Below are 15,753 nucleotides of genomic sequence, written 5' to 3'. Positions count from 1 at the left end.
ATGAGCGAGCTTCCGTTGTCCGTCACCAGCGATACGGCGCTTCAGTCCGCGCCCGCGACCAAGGCGCGCGGCTATTGGGCGACCGTCGGCCGTCGTATCCGGCGTGACAAGGTCAGCATGGTCTGCGCGCTGGTGCTGCTGCTGATCTTCCTCTCCGCGATCGTTGCGCCGTGGCTCGGTCTGGAAGATCCCTACAAGGGCTCGATGATCCGCCGCCTTCGGCACATTGGCACATCCGGCTACCCGCTCGGCACCGACGAACTCGGCCGCGACATGCTGGCGCGGTTGATCTATGGCGGCCGGCTGTCGCTTCTCATCGGCATTTTGCCGGTGATCCTCGCCTTCTGCATCGGCACCTCGCTCGGCCTCGTTGCCGGCTATGTCGGCGGCAAGCTCAACACCGCGATCATGCGCACGATCGACGTGTTCTACGCGTTTCCGTCCGTGCTGCTGGCGATCGCGATCTCGGGCGCGCTGGGCGCGGGCATCCTCAATTCCATCGTGTCGTTGACCGTCGTGTTCGTGCCGCAGATCACCCGCGTCGCCGAAAGCGTCACGACGGGCGTGCGCAACATGGACTTCGTCGACGCCGCGCGCGCCTCGGGCGCGGGACCGTTCACCATCATGCGCGTTCATATCCTCGGCAATGTGCTCGGTTCGATCTTCGTCTACGCGACCAGCCTGATCTCCGTCTCGATGATCCTCGCGGCAGGCCTGTCGTTCCTCGGCCTCGGCACCAAACCGCCGGAGCCGGAATGGGGCCTGATGTTGAATACCTTGCGGACCGCGATCTATGTCAACCCCTGGGTCGCCGCGCTCCCCGGTGCAATGATCTTCGCGGTCTCGATCTGCTTCAACCTGCTCTCGGACGGCCTGCGCAGCGCCATGGACATCAGGAACTAGCCATGAGCGAAACCAACCTCTCCGTCGCAATGCTGGAGCCGATCGAAGACCTCGGCGGCGTCGCCCAGCCGCTGCTCCAGGTCAACGGCCTCACCAAGCATTTCCCGGTTCGTGGCGGCCTGTTCGCCGCAAAGCGCACCGTGCGGGCGGTCGATAATGTCTCGTTCACCGTCGCCAAGGGCGAGACCGTCGGCATCGTCGGCGAGTCCGGTTGCGGCAAGTCGACCACCGCGCGGCTGCTCATGCATCTGATGCCGCGCGACACCGGCGACATCATCTATGACGGCATGAGCGTCGGCCAGTCGCTCTCCTTGCGCGAGCTGCGCCGCGGCATGCAGATGGTGTTCCAGGATTCCTACGCTTCGCTCAACCCGCGCCTGACCATCGAGGACTCGATCGCCTTCGGCCCAAAGGTGCACGGCATGGCCGACGGCGCCGCGCGCGCGCTGGCGCGCGAGCTGCTGGGCAAAGTGGGCCTGGTTCCTGCAAACTTTGCCAACCGCTACCCGCATGAGATCTCCGGCGGCCAGCGCCAGCGCGTCAACATCGCGCGTGCGCTGGCCCTGTCGCCGCGGCTGGTGATTCTCGACGAAGCCGTCTCCGCGCTCGACAAGTCGGTCGAGGCGCAGGTGCTCAATTTGCTTGCCGATCTCAAGAGTGAGTTCGGCCTGACCTATCTCTTCATCAGTCACGACCTCAACGTCGTGCGCTATATCAGCGATCGCGTGCTGGTGATGTATCTCGGCGAGGTCGTCGAGCTCGGCCCGGTCGACCAGGTCTGGGACCAACCGGCGCATCCCTATACGCGCGCACTTCTTGCCGCGATGCCGTCCTCGGATCCGGACCGCCGCACCGAGACGCCGCCGATCACGGGCGATCCGCCCAATCCGATCGATCCACCCTCGGGCTGCCGCTTCCACACCCGTTGCCCGTTTGCGGAGCCGCTCTGCGCAAATGCGACACCAAAACTCACCGCGCTCGATAGAATGGGCCACGAGGCCGCGTGCTACATGGCGATCCCGGGTTCAGGCCATAGCCGCGCGCCGAAGGAGGAAACCGCATGAGACCGACCACAAAAGAGATCAAGGCGACGGCACAGGTCGCCGGCGTTCCCGTCGACGACGAGATCGCGACGCGCATCTCCAATTCCATCGGACCGGCCTTCGAGGGCTTTGCAGCCATTGCCGGCACGTTGCCGTTCGATCTCGAGCCCGCGCTTTATCCGATCGCGCAGACTGCCAAGGTCTCGAAATGAGCACCGAGCCCGCATTGATGACGCTCACCGAGGTCGCGCGCGCGATCGTGATGAAGCAGGTGTCCTCGCATGAGGTGACGCGTGCGCTGCTGCATCGCATCGCGCAGTGGCAGCCGCACCTCAACGCCTTCATGTCGATCGAGGCAGAGGCAGCGCTGAAGGCCGCCGATGCCGCCGACGCCGAACTCGCCAAGGGGGAAGTCCGCGGTCCGCTGCACGGTGTGCCGCTCGCGCACAAGGATATGTATTACGACGCAGGTCACGTCGCGACCTGCGGCTCGTTGATCCGCCGCGATTTCGTTCCGACCGTCACCTCCACCGCCTTGCAGCGGCTGAAGGACGCCGGCCAGGTTCGCCTCGGCACGTTGCATCTCGCCGAATTCGCCTATGGCCCGACTGGCCATAACGCCCATTACGGCCCGGTTCGCAATCCCTGGAACGTTGCGCACATCACCGGCGGCTCGTCGTCGGGCTCGGGCTCGGCGGTCGCGGCGCGACTGACCTATGCGGCGCTCGGCTCCGACACCGGCGGCTCGATCCGCATGCCCGCGCATTTCTGCGGCGTCACGGGATTGAAGACCACCGTCGGCCGGGTCAGCCGCGCCGGCGCGATGCCGCTGTCGCAGTCGCTCGACACGGTCGGCCCGCTCGCCCGCACCGCCGAGGATTGCGCGCTGCTGCTGGCGCTGATGGCCGGCCCTGATCCTGAGGATTCGACCTGCAGTCATGAGCCGCTGTCTGACTATGTCGGCGCGACCAAGGGCTCGCTGAAGGGCCTCAAGGTCGGCGTCCCCTCGTCCTTCTATGTCGATGATCTCGACGGCGAGGTCGCGCGCGTGCTGGACGAGACCGTTGCGGTGCTCAAGCGTGAGGGCGCCGACATCGTCACGGTCGAGCTGCCCGATCAGCGGCAATTGTCCTCGGCAAGCCAGCTCGTGCTCGCAGCCGAAGCCGCCGCCTTCCACAAGCGCTGGATGATTGAGCGGCCGCAGGATTATGGTCCGCAGGTGTTGATGCGGCTCCAGAACGGCCTCGCGGTCCCCGCCATCACCTATCTCGAGGCGATGCGCTGGCGCGGACCTGCGCTCGCCGCGCACAACGCTGCCACATCGGGCGTCGACGCGATGATCGCGCCGGCGTCCCCCGTGCCGGCGCCAACGATCGAGGAGAGCGACGTTGGCGGCGGGCCGAATGCGCCGGCGCTGTTGCAGCGGCTGACGCTGTTCACCCGTCCGGTGAATTACCTCGGCCTGCCGTCGCTCACGGTGCCCTCGGGCTTCACCAAAAGCGGTCTTCCGATCGGCATGCAGCTGATCGGCCGCTCGTTCGATGAAGCGACCTTGCTCACCATCGGCGCCGCGTTCCAGCGCGCCACCGACTACCACGAAAGGCTGCCGAAACTTCCGTCATGACAAAGCTCGTCGAGATCTCAGGCCTTAACATCCGCTTCACCGGGGAGCGCACGGTCTATGCCGTGAACGATCTCAGCCTCTCGCTCGGCGACGGCGAGGTGCTGGGCCTGCTCGGAGAGTCCGGCTCGGGCAAGAGCGTGACCTTGCGCGCGCTGATGCGCCTGTTGCCGAAGAAGCGCACGCAGATCACGGGCAAGGTCAACGTCATGGGCCGCGACGTGCTCGCCATGAACGACGAGCAGCTGTCGTCGTTCCGCGGCCAAACCGTGTCGATGATCTTTCAGGAGCCGGCGCTGGCGCTCGATCCGGTCTACACCATCGGCGCGCAGATCGCCGAAAGCGTGGTGCGTCACGAAGGCAAGTCGTATGCGGAGGGCAGGGCGCGCGCACTCGAAATGCTCGAGGTCGTGCGCATTCCTTCCGCAAAACGGCGGCTCGATGCCTATCCGCATGAGATGTCCGGCGGCATGCGTCAGCGCGCGATGATCGCGCTGGCGCTCGCGTGTCGTCCCAAGATATTGCTCGCGGACGAGCCGACCACGGCGCTCGATGCCACCGTGCAGATCCAGATCCTGCTGCTGTTGCGCGAGCTGCAGCGCGAGTTCGGCATGTCCGTCATCTTCGTCACCCATGACATCGGGGTCGCCATCGAGATCTGCGACCGGGTCGCGGTGATGTATGCCGGCCAGATCGTGGAGCAGGGCACGCTTCGCGACATCGTCCGCTCGCCGGTGCATCCCTACGCCAGGGGCCTGCTCGCCTCGACCGTCCACGGGGCCAAGCGGGGACAGCGGCTCGAGACCATCCCCGGCACCCCGCCGTCGCTGGGCGAGCGGCCGCACAACTGCTCCTTTGCGCCCCGCTGCGCCGCTGCCCAGCCGCGCTGCCTGGAGCAATTGCCTGGGAATGTGGAGGTCGGGCCGGGCCGGGCAGCACGGTGCGTGCTGGCGGAGCCGGTCACCGCGCTGTCATGATATTTGGACCGCCAGCGGGGAACGGGGGAACAGCATTCAGACCTCGTTCATCCCGGTTCCGCTTCCATGGAACCGTTCACGGAGAGGGACCTCATTTATGTACATTTCGAATGAAGGCTTGCTTGTCATCCTGTTCGTCGGCCTCGTCGCTGGTTGGCTGGCCGGCAAGGTGGTGCGCGGAACCGGGTTCGGCATCATCGGCGATATCGTGGTCGGCATCGCCGGCGCGCTGGTGGCAAGCTTCCTGTTTCCGAAGCTCGGCATTCACATCGGCACCGGGCTGATATCGGAGATCATCTATTCCGCCATCGGCGCGGTCATCCTGCTGCTGGTGGTGCGGCTGGTCCGCGGCGGCGGCCGGTTCTAATGGCGCCCGGGTTCAATTGATCGAACTTTTGACCTCTCCCCGCCCGGGGAGAGGTGACATGTCTGCAAGAAAAAGCCGCAAGATCGTGAGATTCCGGACTTGCGTGCAGGGTCGGTCGGGGGTGATGTGGGCCATAGGGGTCCCGGGTGTTCGACTGCGTTGGGCGATGAGCGCAAACGCGATGTTAATCCGGGTCAATTACTCCTGAATTTGCCTTTGAAATCAGGGACTTTGGCCCCTACCCGAAAGAGATCAGACTGATGGCAGCCGTTCCCGGCGTCCGCCGCTCAGAGCTCGGTGATGCGCTGCGCGCCTGTCGCACGGCGTTTGTCGGCGTCGGCTTGATGAGCTGCATGATCAACCTGCTCTATCTGACCGGGTCGATCTTCATGCTGGAGGTCTACGACCGGGTGCTGCCGAGCCGCAGTATTCCGACCCTGGTCGGCCTGATCGTCCTCGCCGGTTTCCTCTACATGGCGCAGGGCGTGCTGGACATGATCCGCAACCGGATCTTGGGCCGGGTCGGTACCGCCCTGGACGAAGCCTTGAACAAGCGGGTGTTCGACACCATCGTGCGCCTGCCGCTGCTGGTTGGCAGCCGCAACGAGGGGCTTCAGCCGCTGCGGGATCTCGACAATGTCCGTTCCTTCCTCGGCGGCATGGGACCGAGCGCGTTCTTCGACCTGCCCTGGCTGCCGCTCTATCTCGCCATCTGCTTCGCCTTCCACGTCATGATCGGCGTCACCGCGCTGGTCGGAGCCGTCATCCTGGTCGGGTTGACGCTGGTCACCGAGTTCATGTCCCGCCAGCCGGCGCGCGAGGCGATGGGGCTCGCCGCCCAGCGCAACGATCTCGCCCAGGCCAGCCGCCGCAATGCCGAAGTCATGGTGTCGATGGGCATGGCAGGCCGGATGAACGCGCGCTGGAGCGAGGCCAACGAAAAATATCTCGACGGCAACCAGCGTGCGAGCGACGTCGCCGGCGGTCTCGGCGCGGTCGCAAAAGTGCTGCGCATGATGCTGCAATCGGCCGTGCTCGCGGTCGGCGCCTATCTCGTCATCCACCAGGAGGCGACCGCCGGCATCATCATCGCCGGCTCGATCCTCTCGGCACGCGCGCTCGCGCCGGTCGACCTCGCGATCGCGCACTGGAAATCCTTTGTCGCGGCACGCCAGAGCTGGCATCGTCTGACCCGCCTTCTCGAGCAGATGCCGGCGCAGACGATGCCGACCCAGTTGCAGGCGCCCACCAGCCGCCTCTCGGTCGAAGGTATCGCCATGGTGCCGCCGGGCGACCAGCGCCTCATCGTGCAAGACATCACCTTTGCGCTCGAAGCCGGCAATGGCCTCGGCGTGATCGGACCGAGCGGCTCCGGCAAGTCGTCGCTGATCCGCGCGCTGGTCGGCGTCTGGCAGCCGGTCCGCGGCAAGGTGCGGCTCGACGGCGCGGCGCTCGACCAGTGGTCGTCGGACATGCTTGGCCGCCATATTGGTTATCTGCCGCAGGACGTCGAATTGTTCGGCGGCACCATCGCGCAGAACATCAGCCGCTTCGATCCCGAGGCCACCTCTGACGGCATCATCGGCGCCGCCAAGGAAGCCGGCGTGCACGAGATGATCATCAAGATGCGCGAGGGCTACAACACCCAGGTCGGCGAGCAGGGCACGGCGCTCTCCGCGGGCCAGGCGCAGCGCGTGGCGCTGGCGCGCGCGCTCTATGGCAACCCCTTCCTGATCGTGCTCGACGAGCCCAATTCCAATCTCGATACCGAAGGCGACGAGGCGCTGACCCGCGCCATCCGCGCGGCGCGCGAGCGCGGCGCCATCGTCATCGTAGTGGCGCACCGTCCGATCGGCGTGGAAGCGGTTGACCAGATCCTGGTGCTGCGCGACGGCCGCATGCAGGCCTTCGGGCCGAAGGAACAGGTGCTCGCCCAGGTGCTCCAGCCGCGCGTGACGCCGCCGGCGCCGATCAAGATCGTCAGCGAAGGCGGAGCCAAGGCATGAGCACGATGGCGCTCGGCGGCGCGAAGCCTGCCGCGAAGAGGACCGTACGGCAGTCGATCCGGTTTCACTTGATGCTCGGGCTTGGGATCGTGCTGGTCCTCCTGGTCGGCCTCGGCGGCTGGGCTTCGACGGTGCAGATTTCGGGCGCGCTGATCGCGCCGGGTCAGATCGTCGTCGAGTCCAATGTCAAAAAGGTGCAGCATCCGACCGGCGGCGTGGTCGGCGAGGTGCGTGCGCGCGATGGCGACGTGGTCAAGGCCGGCGACATCGTGGTGCGGCTCGACGACACCGTCACCAAGGCGAATCTCGCCATCGTCACCAAGAATCTCGACGCGGCGCAGGCGCGTGCGGCGCGGCTCCAGGCCGAGCAGCGCGGAATCGACAGGATCGACTACCCGCAAGCGTTGCTCGATCGCGGCAACGATCCCGACGTCAAGGCGCTGCTCTCCGCCGAAACCAAGCTGTTCGACGTCCGCGTCAACGGACGCGCCGGCCAGAAGGCGCAGCTGCGCGAGCGCATCCAGCAGCTCAACGAGGAGATCGAGGGCCTCTCCGCGCAGGAGCGAGCCAAGGACAGGGAAATCTCGCTGGTGCAGCAGGAGCTCGTGGGGGTCCGCGATCTCTATGACAAGCACCTGGTGCAGATCTCCCGTCTGACCACGCTCGAACGCGACAGCGCCCGCCTCAACGGCGAGCGCGCGCAATACATCGCCTCGCGGGCGCAGGCCAAGGGCAAGATCACCGAGACCGAGCTCCAGATCATCCAGGTCGACAAAGACATGGTCAGCGAGGTCTCCAAGGATCTGCGCGAGACCAACGACAAGATCGGCGAAATGATCGAGCGCAAGGTCGCCGCCGAGGACCAGCTTCGCCGCGTCGACATTCGCGCGCCGCAGGACGGCATGGTGCTGCAATCGACCGTGCATACCGTTGGTGGCGTCATCACCGCCGGCGACGCCCTCATGCTGATCGTGCCGCAGGCCGACGATCTCCAGGTCGAAGCCAAGGTCAATCCGGTCGATATCGACAAGCTCCAGATCGGCCAGAAGACGCTGCTGCGCCTGTCCGCGTTCAACCAGCGCACCACGCCGGAGCTCAACGGCGTCGTCAGCCGCGTCTCGCCCGACGTCACCACCGATCAGCGCACCGGCCAGAGCTACTACACCATCCGCGTCTCGCTGTCCGCAGAGGAGGTCGCCAAGCTCGGGGACTCCAGGCTGATCCCCGGCATGCCCGCGGAAGCCTTCGTCCAGACCGGCGACCGCACCATGCTGTCCTACCTGATGAAGCCGCTGCACGACCAGTTCATGCGGGCGTTCCGGGAGAAGTGACGCGCGAAAGCGCGTCATCCCATCCGTCATTGCGAGCGATGACGGCGAGGCGTCATTCTTGCTATAGTTCGATTCAGCCCCAGCAAACCCGGCGTCGAACAATGCAATCCATCCAATCTCCACCCTCCGTCGCCAGCGAATCCTATTCCGACGCCGGCCTCGCCGTCGCCCGCCTCGAAGAGATCTACGAGCGCAACACGAAGTTCCTGCGCGACCGGTTCGAAGCTTACGTCAACGGCGAGGCAATCACGACGCGGGTGCGGGCCTTCTATCCCTTCGTCCGTATCACCACCGCGACGCATGCGCGGCTGGATTCGCGGCTCGCCTACGGCTTCGTCGCGCGGCCCGGTGTGCACGAGACCAGCGTCACGCGGCCGGATCTGTTCCGGACTTATCTCACAGAGCAGATCGGACTGTTGATCCAGAACCACGGTGTCCCGGTCGAAATCGGCGAGTCCAGCGAACCGATCCCCGTTCACTTCGCCTATCGCCGCGACATCAACATCGAAGCCGCCATCACCACCAGCGAGAACTCGCCGGTGACGCGATCGCTGCGCGATGCGTTTGACGTGCCTGATCTGGCCACCATGGACGATGCCATCGCCGACGGCACTTTCGAGTTCCAGCCCGGCGCGCCCGAACCGCTGTCCCTGTTTCGGGCGGCCCGCGTCGACTACTCGCTGCGCCGGCTCTACCACTACACGGGTACGGATCCAGAGTATTTCCAGAACTTCGTGATCTTCACCAACTACCAGTTCTATGTCGACGCCTTCGCGCAGCTTTGCCAGCAGCGGCTTCAGGCTGGCGAGGCGGGCCTCGATGCCTTCGTCGCTCCAGGCAATGTGATCACGCGCAGCGGCGGCGCGACGACGGGCGTTGCGCCCGCGCGCACGCCGCAGATGCCTGCCTTCCACCTGGCCGCGCCCGGCTATCGCGGTATCACCTTGATCAACATCGGCACCGGTCCGTCGAACGCGCGCAACGTCACCGACCATGTTGCCGTGCTGCGGCCCCATGCCTGGCTGATGCTCGGCCATTGCGCAGGCCTGCGCAACACGCAGCGGCTCGGCGACTACGTGCTCGCCCATGGCTATGTGCGCGAGGACCATGTGCTCGATCGTGAGTTGCCGCTGTGGGTGCCGATCCCGGCGCTCGCGGAGATGCAGGTGGCGCTCGAGGAGGCGGTCGAGGACGTCACCGGGCTCGAAGGATTCGAGCTCAAGCGCCTGATGCGCACCGGCACCGTCGCGAGCGTCGACAACCGCAATTGGGAGATCAGCGGGCCCGATGTCATTCGCCGCTTGTCGCAATCGCGCGCGGTTGCGCTCGACATGGAATCGGCCGCGATTGCCGCCAACGGCTACCGCTTTCGCGTCCCTTACGGCACGCTGCTGTGCGTCTCCGACAAGCCTCTCCACGGCGAGATCAAGCTCGCAGGCATGGCCAGCGAATTCTACCGTCGCCGCGTCGGCCAGCATCTCGAGATCGGCTTAAAGGCGCTGGAACGGCTCAAGCAGCAGGAATCCGAGCGACTGCATTCCCGCAAGCTCCGCAGTTTCGCCGAAGTTGCATTTCAGTAGGCCATGGATTGCCTTTGCTGCTGACAAGCAGCGGGATTTTCGGCATTTTCGGCGCGGGGGTCGACGGGACGAATTGATGCCACTCATGCGCGACAGGATCATTGGCCATGATCTCGAACGGCTCGCCTTTCGCTTCACCATGCTGAACGACGGCGAGGTCGTGCAGTGCCAGATCAGCGACGCCGCCATGGACGAGCTTGCGGGCATGCAAGGCACCGAAAGCAGCGCGCGGCAGGCCCAGTTCCTGTCGCTGCGCGAGACCATCGAGCGGCTCGCCTCAGACCTCTACGACGAGGCGCCGCGGGTCAGGGGCCATGTGGTGCGGATCTTCACGCGACATTTGCAGCGATAGTGCCGCTCCAGCCTCCGCAATCATGCTCCAGGACAGTTCATCAGTTGGTCAAGATTTGGTCTTGCCGGGCTTACCTTCCCGCCGGCAGCCATTTCGACGAGCGTCAATTCCTCTAAAGCATTCGCTAACCAAGCAACCGTTTCGCGGCAATCTTAAGACCTGCGAAACCAGACGTTATCCAGCTATGAATTGATGGCCCGTAGAGGTTGGGTCACGAAATGGAGCCTCACGAGTGATCGCGTGACAAAAGACATTGTTGGAATCGACGCGATCCGCGGGCCCGGTCATGACGTCAATCCGAACAAGACGCAGCCAGAGAGTTGGCGGCTTGCAATCGCCGTCGCGATCGGATGTGGAGTTGTCGGCCTTGCGCTCCGCTACGTTGCCCGGGAACACGCGACCGATGACGCCATTCAGCATCTGATCCCCTGGTATGTCTTTGCTCGCGATCACGGTGTCGCCGGGCTGGCCGAAGCCTTTACCAACTACACGCCGTTCTACAGCTATCTCCTGCTGATTGCCGCCCGATTTGATAGGGTAGGCGAGCCACTTTCCCTCGTGAAAGCGATCTCGGCAGTATTCGAGTTGGGCTGCGCGATCACTGTGGCCCAGATCGTCTGGCGAGCGACAAAGCTGCCGTTGCGAGCTTCCCTGGCCTTCTGCGCTGTCTGGCTTGCACCGACGGTGATCTTCAACGGCGCGGTGTGGGCGGAGAGTGATTCGATCTGGACGTACTTCACGCTGGTTTCCATCGCGCTGTTCATGCGGGACCGAAATGGCGTTGCGTCATTTGCGATGGCATTTTCGGTGAAGGCTCAGGGCGTGTTCCTGGGACCCTTCGTGCTCGGCATGATTCTGCGCCGCAGGATCGACCCGGCATGGCTCGCCACCGTTCCCGGGATCTATGTGGTTCTCGCCATTCCGGTTCTGGTCGCCGGTAGATCTTTGGCCTCCGTGTTCGCGGTCTATCTGGACCAAGCTCACACCTTCAATCGCCTCACCATGAACGCAGCGAACATCTGGGTGCTGGCTGGCGGACTGCCGTACGCGATCGGAGTCGCCGTCGGCATGGTGCTCGCGGCCGCGAGCGGGCTCGCCTTGTCGATCTTCATCGCGCGCTCTCGACGGGCGGGGCCGGAGTTTATTCTGCTCGCCGCCTGTGTATCGCTCATGCTCATGCCGTATCTGCTCCCGAAGATGCACGAGCGGTACTTCTACGCGTTCGAGCTTGCGTCGATCGCGCTGGCCTGCCTCAATCCGCGCTATGTGCCCTTCGCGGTGATGGCTCAGGTCGACGGCGTGTTATCCTATCTCGCGTTCGAAAACGGAATCGTCCTGGGCGTGCTGCCGGCGGCACTCTGCAACAGCCTTCTCGTGTACTACCTCGTGCATGATCTTTGGCGCGGCGAACGTGGATTTCGCTTTCCGAAGCTTGCCTGGCTCGGCTTCATCGCGTCGACCGCGGGATTGTTCTCCTATCTGGTCATCGAAGGGCCCGGTTTGAACATATCGCCCCTGTACCTGCTCGCCACGGGTCTCGTGACAGCTGCGGCGCTGCTGCTCCTGAAAGAGTCGCGTGGCGACTTGGCCGGCCCGGACCAGTTGCCTTAATCCTGGGCGACCCGCGTCATCGAGCCATCAGCTGTCAAACATGATCACGCTGCGCAGCGTCTTGCCGGCCTTCATGTTGGCAAACCCTTCGTTGATCTCGGAGAGCTTCAGCTTGGCCGAGATCCAGTCTTCCAGATGCAGCCGGCCGCGCAGGTAGAAATCCACCAGCCGCGGCATGTCGACGCGAAAATGGTTCGAGCCCATCGATGAGCCCTGGATCCTGCGCTCGCGCAGGAAGTCGAAGCCGTGCAGCTCGATCTTCTGGCCGAACGGAATCATGCCGACGATGGTGGCCGTGCCGCCCGAGGCGAGCATGCCGAAGGCCTGCTCCGCGGTCTCCTTGCGGCCGAGCACCTCGAAGGAATGATGCACGCCGCCATTGGTGAGATCGCGCACCTGCTTCACGACGTCGCCGTCTGCCGGATTAATGATGTCGGTGGCGCCCAGCTTGGTCGCGAGCTGGAGCTTGGCCGGGTTGGTGTCGATGGCAATGATGCGGCCGGCGCCCGCGATCTGCGCGCCGTTGATCGCGGCCATGCCGACACCGCCGCAGCCGATCACGGCCACGGTCTCGCCGGCCGTCACCTTCGCCGTGTTCACGACCGCGCCGTAGCCGGTGATGACGCCGCAGCCGATCAGCGCGGCCAGATCGAGCGGCATCTCCTTGCGGATTTTGACGATCGCGTTCTCGTGCACCAGCATCTGCTCGGCGAAGGACGAGAGGTTGAGGAACTGATGCAGCTTCTCGGAGCGAGCCCATTGCATCCGATTGGACACCCCCGGCAGCAATTTCACCGTGGTGTCGGTGCAGAGCACCGTGCGGCCCGTGGTGCAGTTGTCGCAGGTGCCGCAGAATACCGAAAGACAGGTGACGACATGATCACCGGGCTTCACATAGGTGACGTCGGAGCCGACCTGCTCGACGACACCGGCCGACTCGTGCCCGAGCACCGCAGGCAGCGGATGCGGATAAAGGCCTTCCATGAAGTGCAGATCGGAGTGGCAGAGACCTGCGACCGAGGTCCGGATCAGGACCTCGCGCGGGCCGGGCTTCGGCAGGCTGACATCCTCGATGACCAGAGGCTTGTTGACTTCATGGAGGACGGCGGCCTTCATCGAGCACTCCCTATCGCTTTTTTTGCTTCGAACGTGGGTGCAGCCTACGCTGCCAGGACCAGTTCGCCAACCTCGCTCATGCTGCCTGCACGATCGCCGAGCAGCAGCGCCGCGATCTTCTGCTGCACGGCATTTTCCGTCAGCCGGAACGGATCGCTCGGCGACACCCGGTGATCGATCACCAGCCGCGACAACAACAGCCTGCGCGCATCGCCCCGCAGGTCGTGAATACGATGCGCCTCCCAGGCGAGCGCGACGGCACTGGCGACATGATAGAGCAGGCTGGTGGCGCGGCGCGCATCGGCCTCATTGTCGGCCTTTCCCGCGACCTCGCGTGCGAAGCCCACCGCACGATCGGTGAGCGTGTGCAGCCGGTCGCGCCAGGCCTGCGGCACCGAGGGGCTGTCATCGAGGCGAGCATGCAGATCGGCGGCCAGCGCGGATTCGGCGCCGTGGCGGCCGACCGCACGCCTCAGCGCATCGATCGCGACGATGTTGCCGGTGCCTTCCCAGACCGAACCGAGATGCGCGTCGCGGAGCAGGCGGGCGGTCGCGAATTCCTCGATATAGCCGATGCCGCCGCGCATCTCGAGCGCATCGCCGCAGACCTTTCGCGCATCGCGGGTGGCGCGGAATTTCAAGGTCGGCGTCAGGATGCGCAGCAGTGCGGCCGCATCCTGGCTGCCGGCCTCGGCGCGGTCGAGCGCGTCCGCAGTGAGAAAGCTCATCGACAACGCCTGCTCGACCGGCAGCATGATCTTCAGCATCTGGCGCCGACCTAGCGGCAGGTCGATGATGCGGTTGCCGAACACCACGCGGTTTTTCGCCACCGTCATCGCGTCATGGTAGGCCCGCCGCATCAGCGCGGTGGATTTGACGCCATTTGAGAGCCGCGACGAGTTCACCATCTCGGCCATCTGCACGAAGCCGCGGTCGAGCTTGCCGACCGCGTAGGCGATCGCGCCTTCGAGCTTGATTTCACCCGAGGCCATCGAGCGCGTGCCGAGCTTGTCCTTCAGACGCACGATCCGGTAGTGGTTCTGCGAGCCGTCGTCGAGGAAGCGCGGCATCAGAAACAGGCCGACTCCGCGCGTGCCGGGGCCGGCACCTTCGGGGCGCGCCAGCAGCATCACGATCTTTGCGTCGGCGTTCGAGCAGAACCATTTTTCGCCGGTGAGGCGCCAATGATCGCCTTCCTGCACGGCCGTCGTGGTCAGCGTGCCGACATCGGAGCCGCCTTCCTTCTCGGTCATGAACTGGCCGCCCTGGGTCAGCTTGCTCATGTCGGTCTGGGTTAGTCCGTCGAGATATTTCGCCTTCAGCGCCTCGCTGCCGAAATTCGCGAGCAGCTTGGCGCAGCCGTCGGTTACGTTGATCGGGCAACCCATGCCGAATTCGGTCTGGTTGAACAGGAAGGTGAAGGCGTGCTTGGCGACGACAGGATATTTGTCCGGCCAGCCCATGATGCCCTTGCGGATCGAGAGCGCGTGGATGCCGAACTCGCCGAAGGCGGCCTTCTCCAGCTCGCGATAGGCCGGGTGGTATTCGATCCACTGCACGTCGCGACCGAACTTGTCGCGCTGGTGCAGCACCGGTGTGTGCCGGTCGGCGAGCCGCGCGCATTCATCGAGCACGCCGCCGGCGAGTTCGCCCAGCCGATCGAGATGCGGCTCGATGTGGCGGAATAGCGTCTCCGGTAGATGAATGCGGAGGAGATCGGTGAGTGCCTGATCGGCGCGGTAGAAATTCATGCCGGTGGTATCGGGAGCCAGCAGTCCGGATGGTGCGGCCGCGACCTGTTTTGGCTGCGCGGGGGCCGGCTGTCGCATGATCATCCTCTTCGTTTCCGCCTTGCGGTCATTTTGCGCTGATTTGGCGCTTGCCGCTTGTGATGATGTCGATCATGCTCCAGTCGCGAAAGCGGATAAAGCCGCAAATTGTCAGGGAGGCATGATCGCCGTGAGGGCGCAATTCGCTCTGCGGAATTATGATCGTCCCGGCTGGTTGTCCGCGCGGACCGTGCATAGATCAGCGGCTTCCCGTCTTCGAGAGATCACGCCATGGAACACCCGAAATACAAGATCGCCCTCATCGTCGGCGCCGGCGAAGGCCTGAGCGCCTCGCTGGCGCGGTTGTTGTCCGCCCAGGGCATCCGCGTCGCGCTGGCCGCGCGAAAAATCGAGAAGCTCGGCGCGCTCTGCAGCGAGACCGGCGCCAAGGCCTATGCCTGCAACGCCACCGAGCCTGATGCGGTCGAACGCCTGTTTGGCCTGGTCGAACGCGAGATCGGCATGCCCGACGTGGTCGTCTACAACGCCAGCGGCCGCGCGCGCGGGCCGTTCGTCGATCTCGTTCCGGCCGACGTGGCGAACGCCATTGCGGTCAGTGCCTATGGCGGCTTCCTGGTGGCGCAGCAAGCGGCCAGGCGCATGCTGCCGAACCAGCACGGCGCGATCCTGTTCACCGGCGCTTCGGCAAGCGTCAAGGGCTATGCGCAGTCCGCGCCGTTCGCGATGGGCAAGTTCGCACTGCGCGGGCTCGCGCAGAGCATGGCGCGCGAATTGTCGCCGCAAGGCATCCATGTCGCCCATTTCGTGATCGATGGCGGCATCAGGAGCGCAGCGCGCACGGAAGCGCCGGAGAAGCCGGATTCAATGCTCGATCCCGATGCCATCGCGGAGAGCTACTGGAACGTGTTGCAGCAGCCGCGCAGCGCCTGGAGCTGGGAGCTGGAGCTGCGGCCCTGGGTGGAGAAGTTTTGAGGCAAGCTGCCGTAGCAACCATTAAAGGCTAGGCGGCTTTTTCGATCCAGGGCGTGCCCCGTTGCACGACAGTATTGGCGTAGA

Annotated in this window: 14 protein-coding genes; 12 read left to right on the top strand and 2 right to left on the bottom strand. The window is 64.8% G+C overall.

Translation table 11 applies throughout. From position 1 onward, the window contains the following. The 11 genes from AC0L3B_RS35910 to AC0L3B_RS35860 all read left to right on the top strand — a co-directional run bounded on the left by AC0L3B_RS35910 (nt 1) and on the right by AC0L3B_RS35860 (nt 11,791). Complete coding sequence (locus tag AC0L3B_RS35910; protein ID WP_085358023.1) at nt 1-903, top strand: ABC transporter permease; 903 nt, start codon at nt 1-3, stop codon at nt 901-903. Nucleotides 904-905: 2 nt separating this feature from the next. Continuing rightward, a complete protein-coding gene (locus AC0L3B_RS35905) occupies nt 906-1,967 on the top strand; it encodes an ABC transporter ATP-binding protein (RefSeq protein WP_085383889.1) in 1,062 nt (353 codons plus the stop codon). Continuing rightward, the gene (locus tag AC0L3B_RS35900; protein WP_018457593.1) at nt 1,964-2,158 is read left to right on the top strand and encodes a hypothetical protein; all 195 of its coding nucleotides are present in this window, start codon (nt 1,964-1,966) and stop codon (nt 2,156-2,158) included. Before AC0L3B_RS35905 ends, AC0L3B_RS35900 begins: the two co-directional genes overlap by 4 nt. Next, a complete protein-coding gene (locus AC0L3B_RS35895) occupies nt 2,155-3,570 on the top strand; it encodes an amidase (protein WP_473382223.1) in 1,416 nt (471 codons plus the stop codon). The genes AC0L3B_RS35900 and AC0L3B_RS35895 overlap by 4 nt, the downstream gene beginning before the upstream one ends. After that, the gene (locus tag AC0L3B_RS35890; protein WP_018457591.1) at nt 3,567-4,544 is read left to right on the top strand and encodes an ABC transporter ATP-binding protein; all 978 of its coding nucleotides are present in this window, start codon (nt 3,567-3,569) and stop codon (nt 4,542-4,544) included. The genes AC0L3B_RS35895 and AC0L3B_RS35890 overlap by 4 nt, the downstream gene beginning before the upstream one ends. A gap of 97 nt (nt 4,545-4,641) precedes the next feature. Continuing rightward, nucleotides 4,642-4,911: a GlsB/YeaQ/YmgE family stress response membrane protein gene (locus tag AC0L3B_RS35885; RefSeq protein WP_007605178.1), complete on the top strand. Its 270-nt coding sequence runs from the start codon at nt 4,642-4,644 to the stop codon at nt 4,909-4,911. Nucleotides 4,912-5,171: 260 nt separating this feature from the next. Beyond that, nucleotides 5,172-6,917: a type I secretion system permease/ATPase gene (locus AC0L3B_RS35880; protein WP_018457590.1), complete on the top strand. Its 1,746-nt coding sequence runs from the start codon at nt 5,172-5,174 to the stop codon at nt 6,915-6,917. Then, nucleotides 6,914-8,248, top strand: coding sequence for an HlyD family type I secretion periplasmic adaptor subunit (locus tag AC0L3B_RS35875; protein WP_085354331.1), 1,335 nt, complete (start codon nt 6,914-6,916; stop codon nt 8,246-8,248). Before AC0L3B_RS35880 ends, AC0L3B_RS35875 begins: the two co-directional genes overlap by 4 nt. Before the next feature lie 101 nt (nt 8,249-8,349). Beyond that, complete coding sequence (locus AC0L3B_RS35870; RefSeq protein WP_473382222.1) at nt 8,350-9,828, top strand: AMP nucleosidase; 1,479 nt, start codon at nt 8,350-8,352, stop codon at nt 9,826-9,828. 76 nt (nt 9,829-9,904) lie between these two features. Then, entirely contained in the window at nt 9,905-10,180 is a 276-nt protein-coding gene (locus AC0L3B_RS35865) for a DUF1488 family protein (RefSeq protein ID WP_026233404.1), read from the top strand. A gap of 240 nt (nt 10,181-10,420) precedes the next feature. Then, complete coding sequence (locus AC0L3B_RS35860; protein WP_473382221.1) at nt 10,421-11,791, top strand: hypothetical protein; 1,371 nt, start codon at nt 10,421-10,423, stop codon at nt 11,789-11,791. Between the two features lie 27 nt (nt 11,792-11,818). On the opposite strand, the gene AC0L3B_RS35855 is transcribed toward AC0L3B_RS35860, so the two are convergent. Then, nucleotides 11,819-12,907 carry a Zn-dependent alcohol dehydrogenase gene (locus AC0L3B_RS35855; RefSeq protein ID WP_027515339.1) on the bottom strand — a complete coding sequence of 363 codons (1,089 nt, stop codon included), beginning with the start codon at nt 12,905-12,907 and terminating at the stop codon, nt 11,819-11,821. Nucleotides 12,908-12,951: 44 nt separating this feature from the next. Next, nucleotides 12,952-14,736 (bottom strand): acyl-CoA dehydrogenase family protein, encoded by a 1,785-nt coding sequence (locus tag AC0L3B_RS35850; RefSeq protein ID WP_473382220.1) that lies wholly within the window; start codon nt 14,734-14,736, stop codon nt 12,952-12,954. A 231-nt stretch (nt 14,737-14,967) separates the two neighbouring features. Between AC0L3B_RS35850 and AC0L3B_RS35845 the strand changes: the two genes are divergently transcribed. Further along, nucleotides 14,968-15,669: an SDR family NAD(P)-dependent oxidoreductase gene (locus AC0L3B_RS35845; protein WP_018457582.1), complete on the top strand. Its 702-nt coding sequence runs from the start codon at nt 14,968-14,970 to the stop codon at nt 15,667-15,669. The last annotated feature ends 84 nt before the right edge of the window (nt 15,670-15,753 follow it).

The organism is Bradyrhizobium sp. Kon56, from assembly GCF_055807635.1.
Note: the sequence above shows the minus strand (reverse complement) of the source record. Positions and strands in the feature narration are given on the sequence as shown.

Excerpts from the sequence above, each read along its gene's own strand:
- AC0L3B_RS35855 (WP_027515339.1), bottom strand. The coding sequence starts at position 12,907 with ATGAAGGCCGCCGTCCTCCATGAAGTCAACAAGCCTCTGGTCATCGAG.
- AC0L3B_RS35850 (WP_473382220.1), bottom strand. The coding sequence starts at position 14,736 with ATGCGACAGCCGGCCCCCGCGCAGCCAAAACAGGTCGCGGCCGCACCA.
- AC0L3B_RS35880 (WP_018457590.1), top strand. The coding sequence starts at position 5,172 with ATGGCAGCCGTTCCCGGCGTCCGCCGCTCAGAGCTCGGTGATGCGCTG.
- AC0L3B_RS35895 (WP_473382223.1), top strand. The coding sequence starts at position 2,155 with ATGAGCACCGAGCCCGCATTGATGACGCTCACCGAGGTCGCGCGCGCG.
- AC0L3B_RS35875 (WP_085354331.1), top strand. The coding sequence starts at position 6,914 with ATGAGCACGATGGCGCTCGGCGGCGCGAAGCCTGCCGCGAAGAGGACC.
- AC0L3B_RS35865 (WP_026233404.1), top strand. The coding sequence starts at position 9,905 with ATGCCACTCATGCGCGACAGGATCATTGGCCATGATCTCGAACGGCTC.
- AC0L3B_RS35890 (WP_018457591.1), top strand. The coding sequence starts at position 3,567 with ATGACAAAGCTCGTCGAGATCTCAGGCCTTAACATCCGCTTCACCGGG.
- AC0L3B_RS35900 (WP_018457593.1), top strand. The coding sequence starts at position 1,964 with ATGAGACCGACCACAAAAGAGATCAAGGCGACGGCACAGGTCGCCGGC.
- AC0L3B_RS35885 (WP_007605178.1), top strand. The coding sequence starts at position 4,642 with ATGTACATTTCGAATGAAGGCTTGCTTGTCATCCTGTTCGTCGGCCTC.
- AC0L3B_RS35910 (WP_085358023.1), top strand. The coding sequence starts at position 1 with ATGAGCGAGCTTCCGTTGTCCGTCACCAGCGATACGGCGCTTCAGTCC.
- AC0L3B_RS35845 (WP_018457582.1), top strand. The coding sequence starts at position 14,968 with ATGGAACACCCGAAATACAAGATCGCCCTCATCGTCGGCGCCGGCGAA.
- AC0L3B_RS35870 (WP_473382222.1), top strand. The coding sequence starts at position 8,350 with ATGCAATCCATCCAATCTCCACCCTCCGTCGCCAGCGAATCCTATTCC.
- AC0L3B_RS35905 (WP_085383889.1), top strand. The coding sequence starts at position 906 with ATGAGCGAAACCAACCTCTCCGTCGCAATGCTGGAGCCGATCGAAGAC.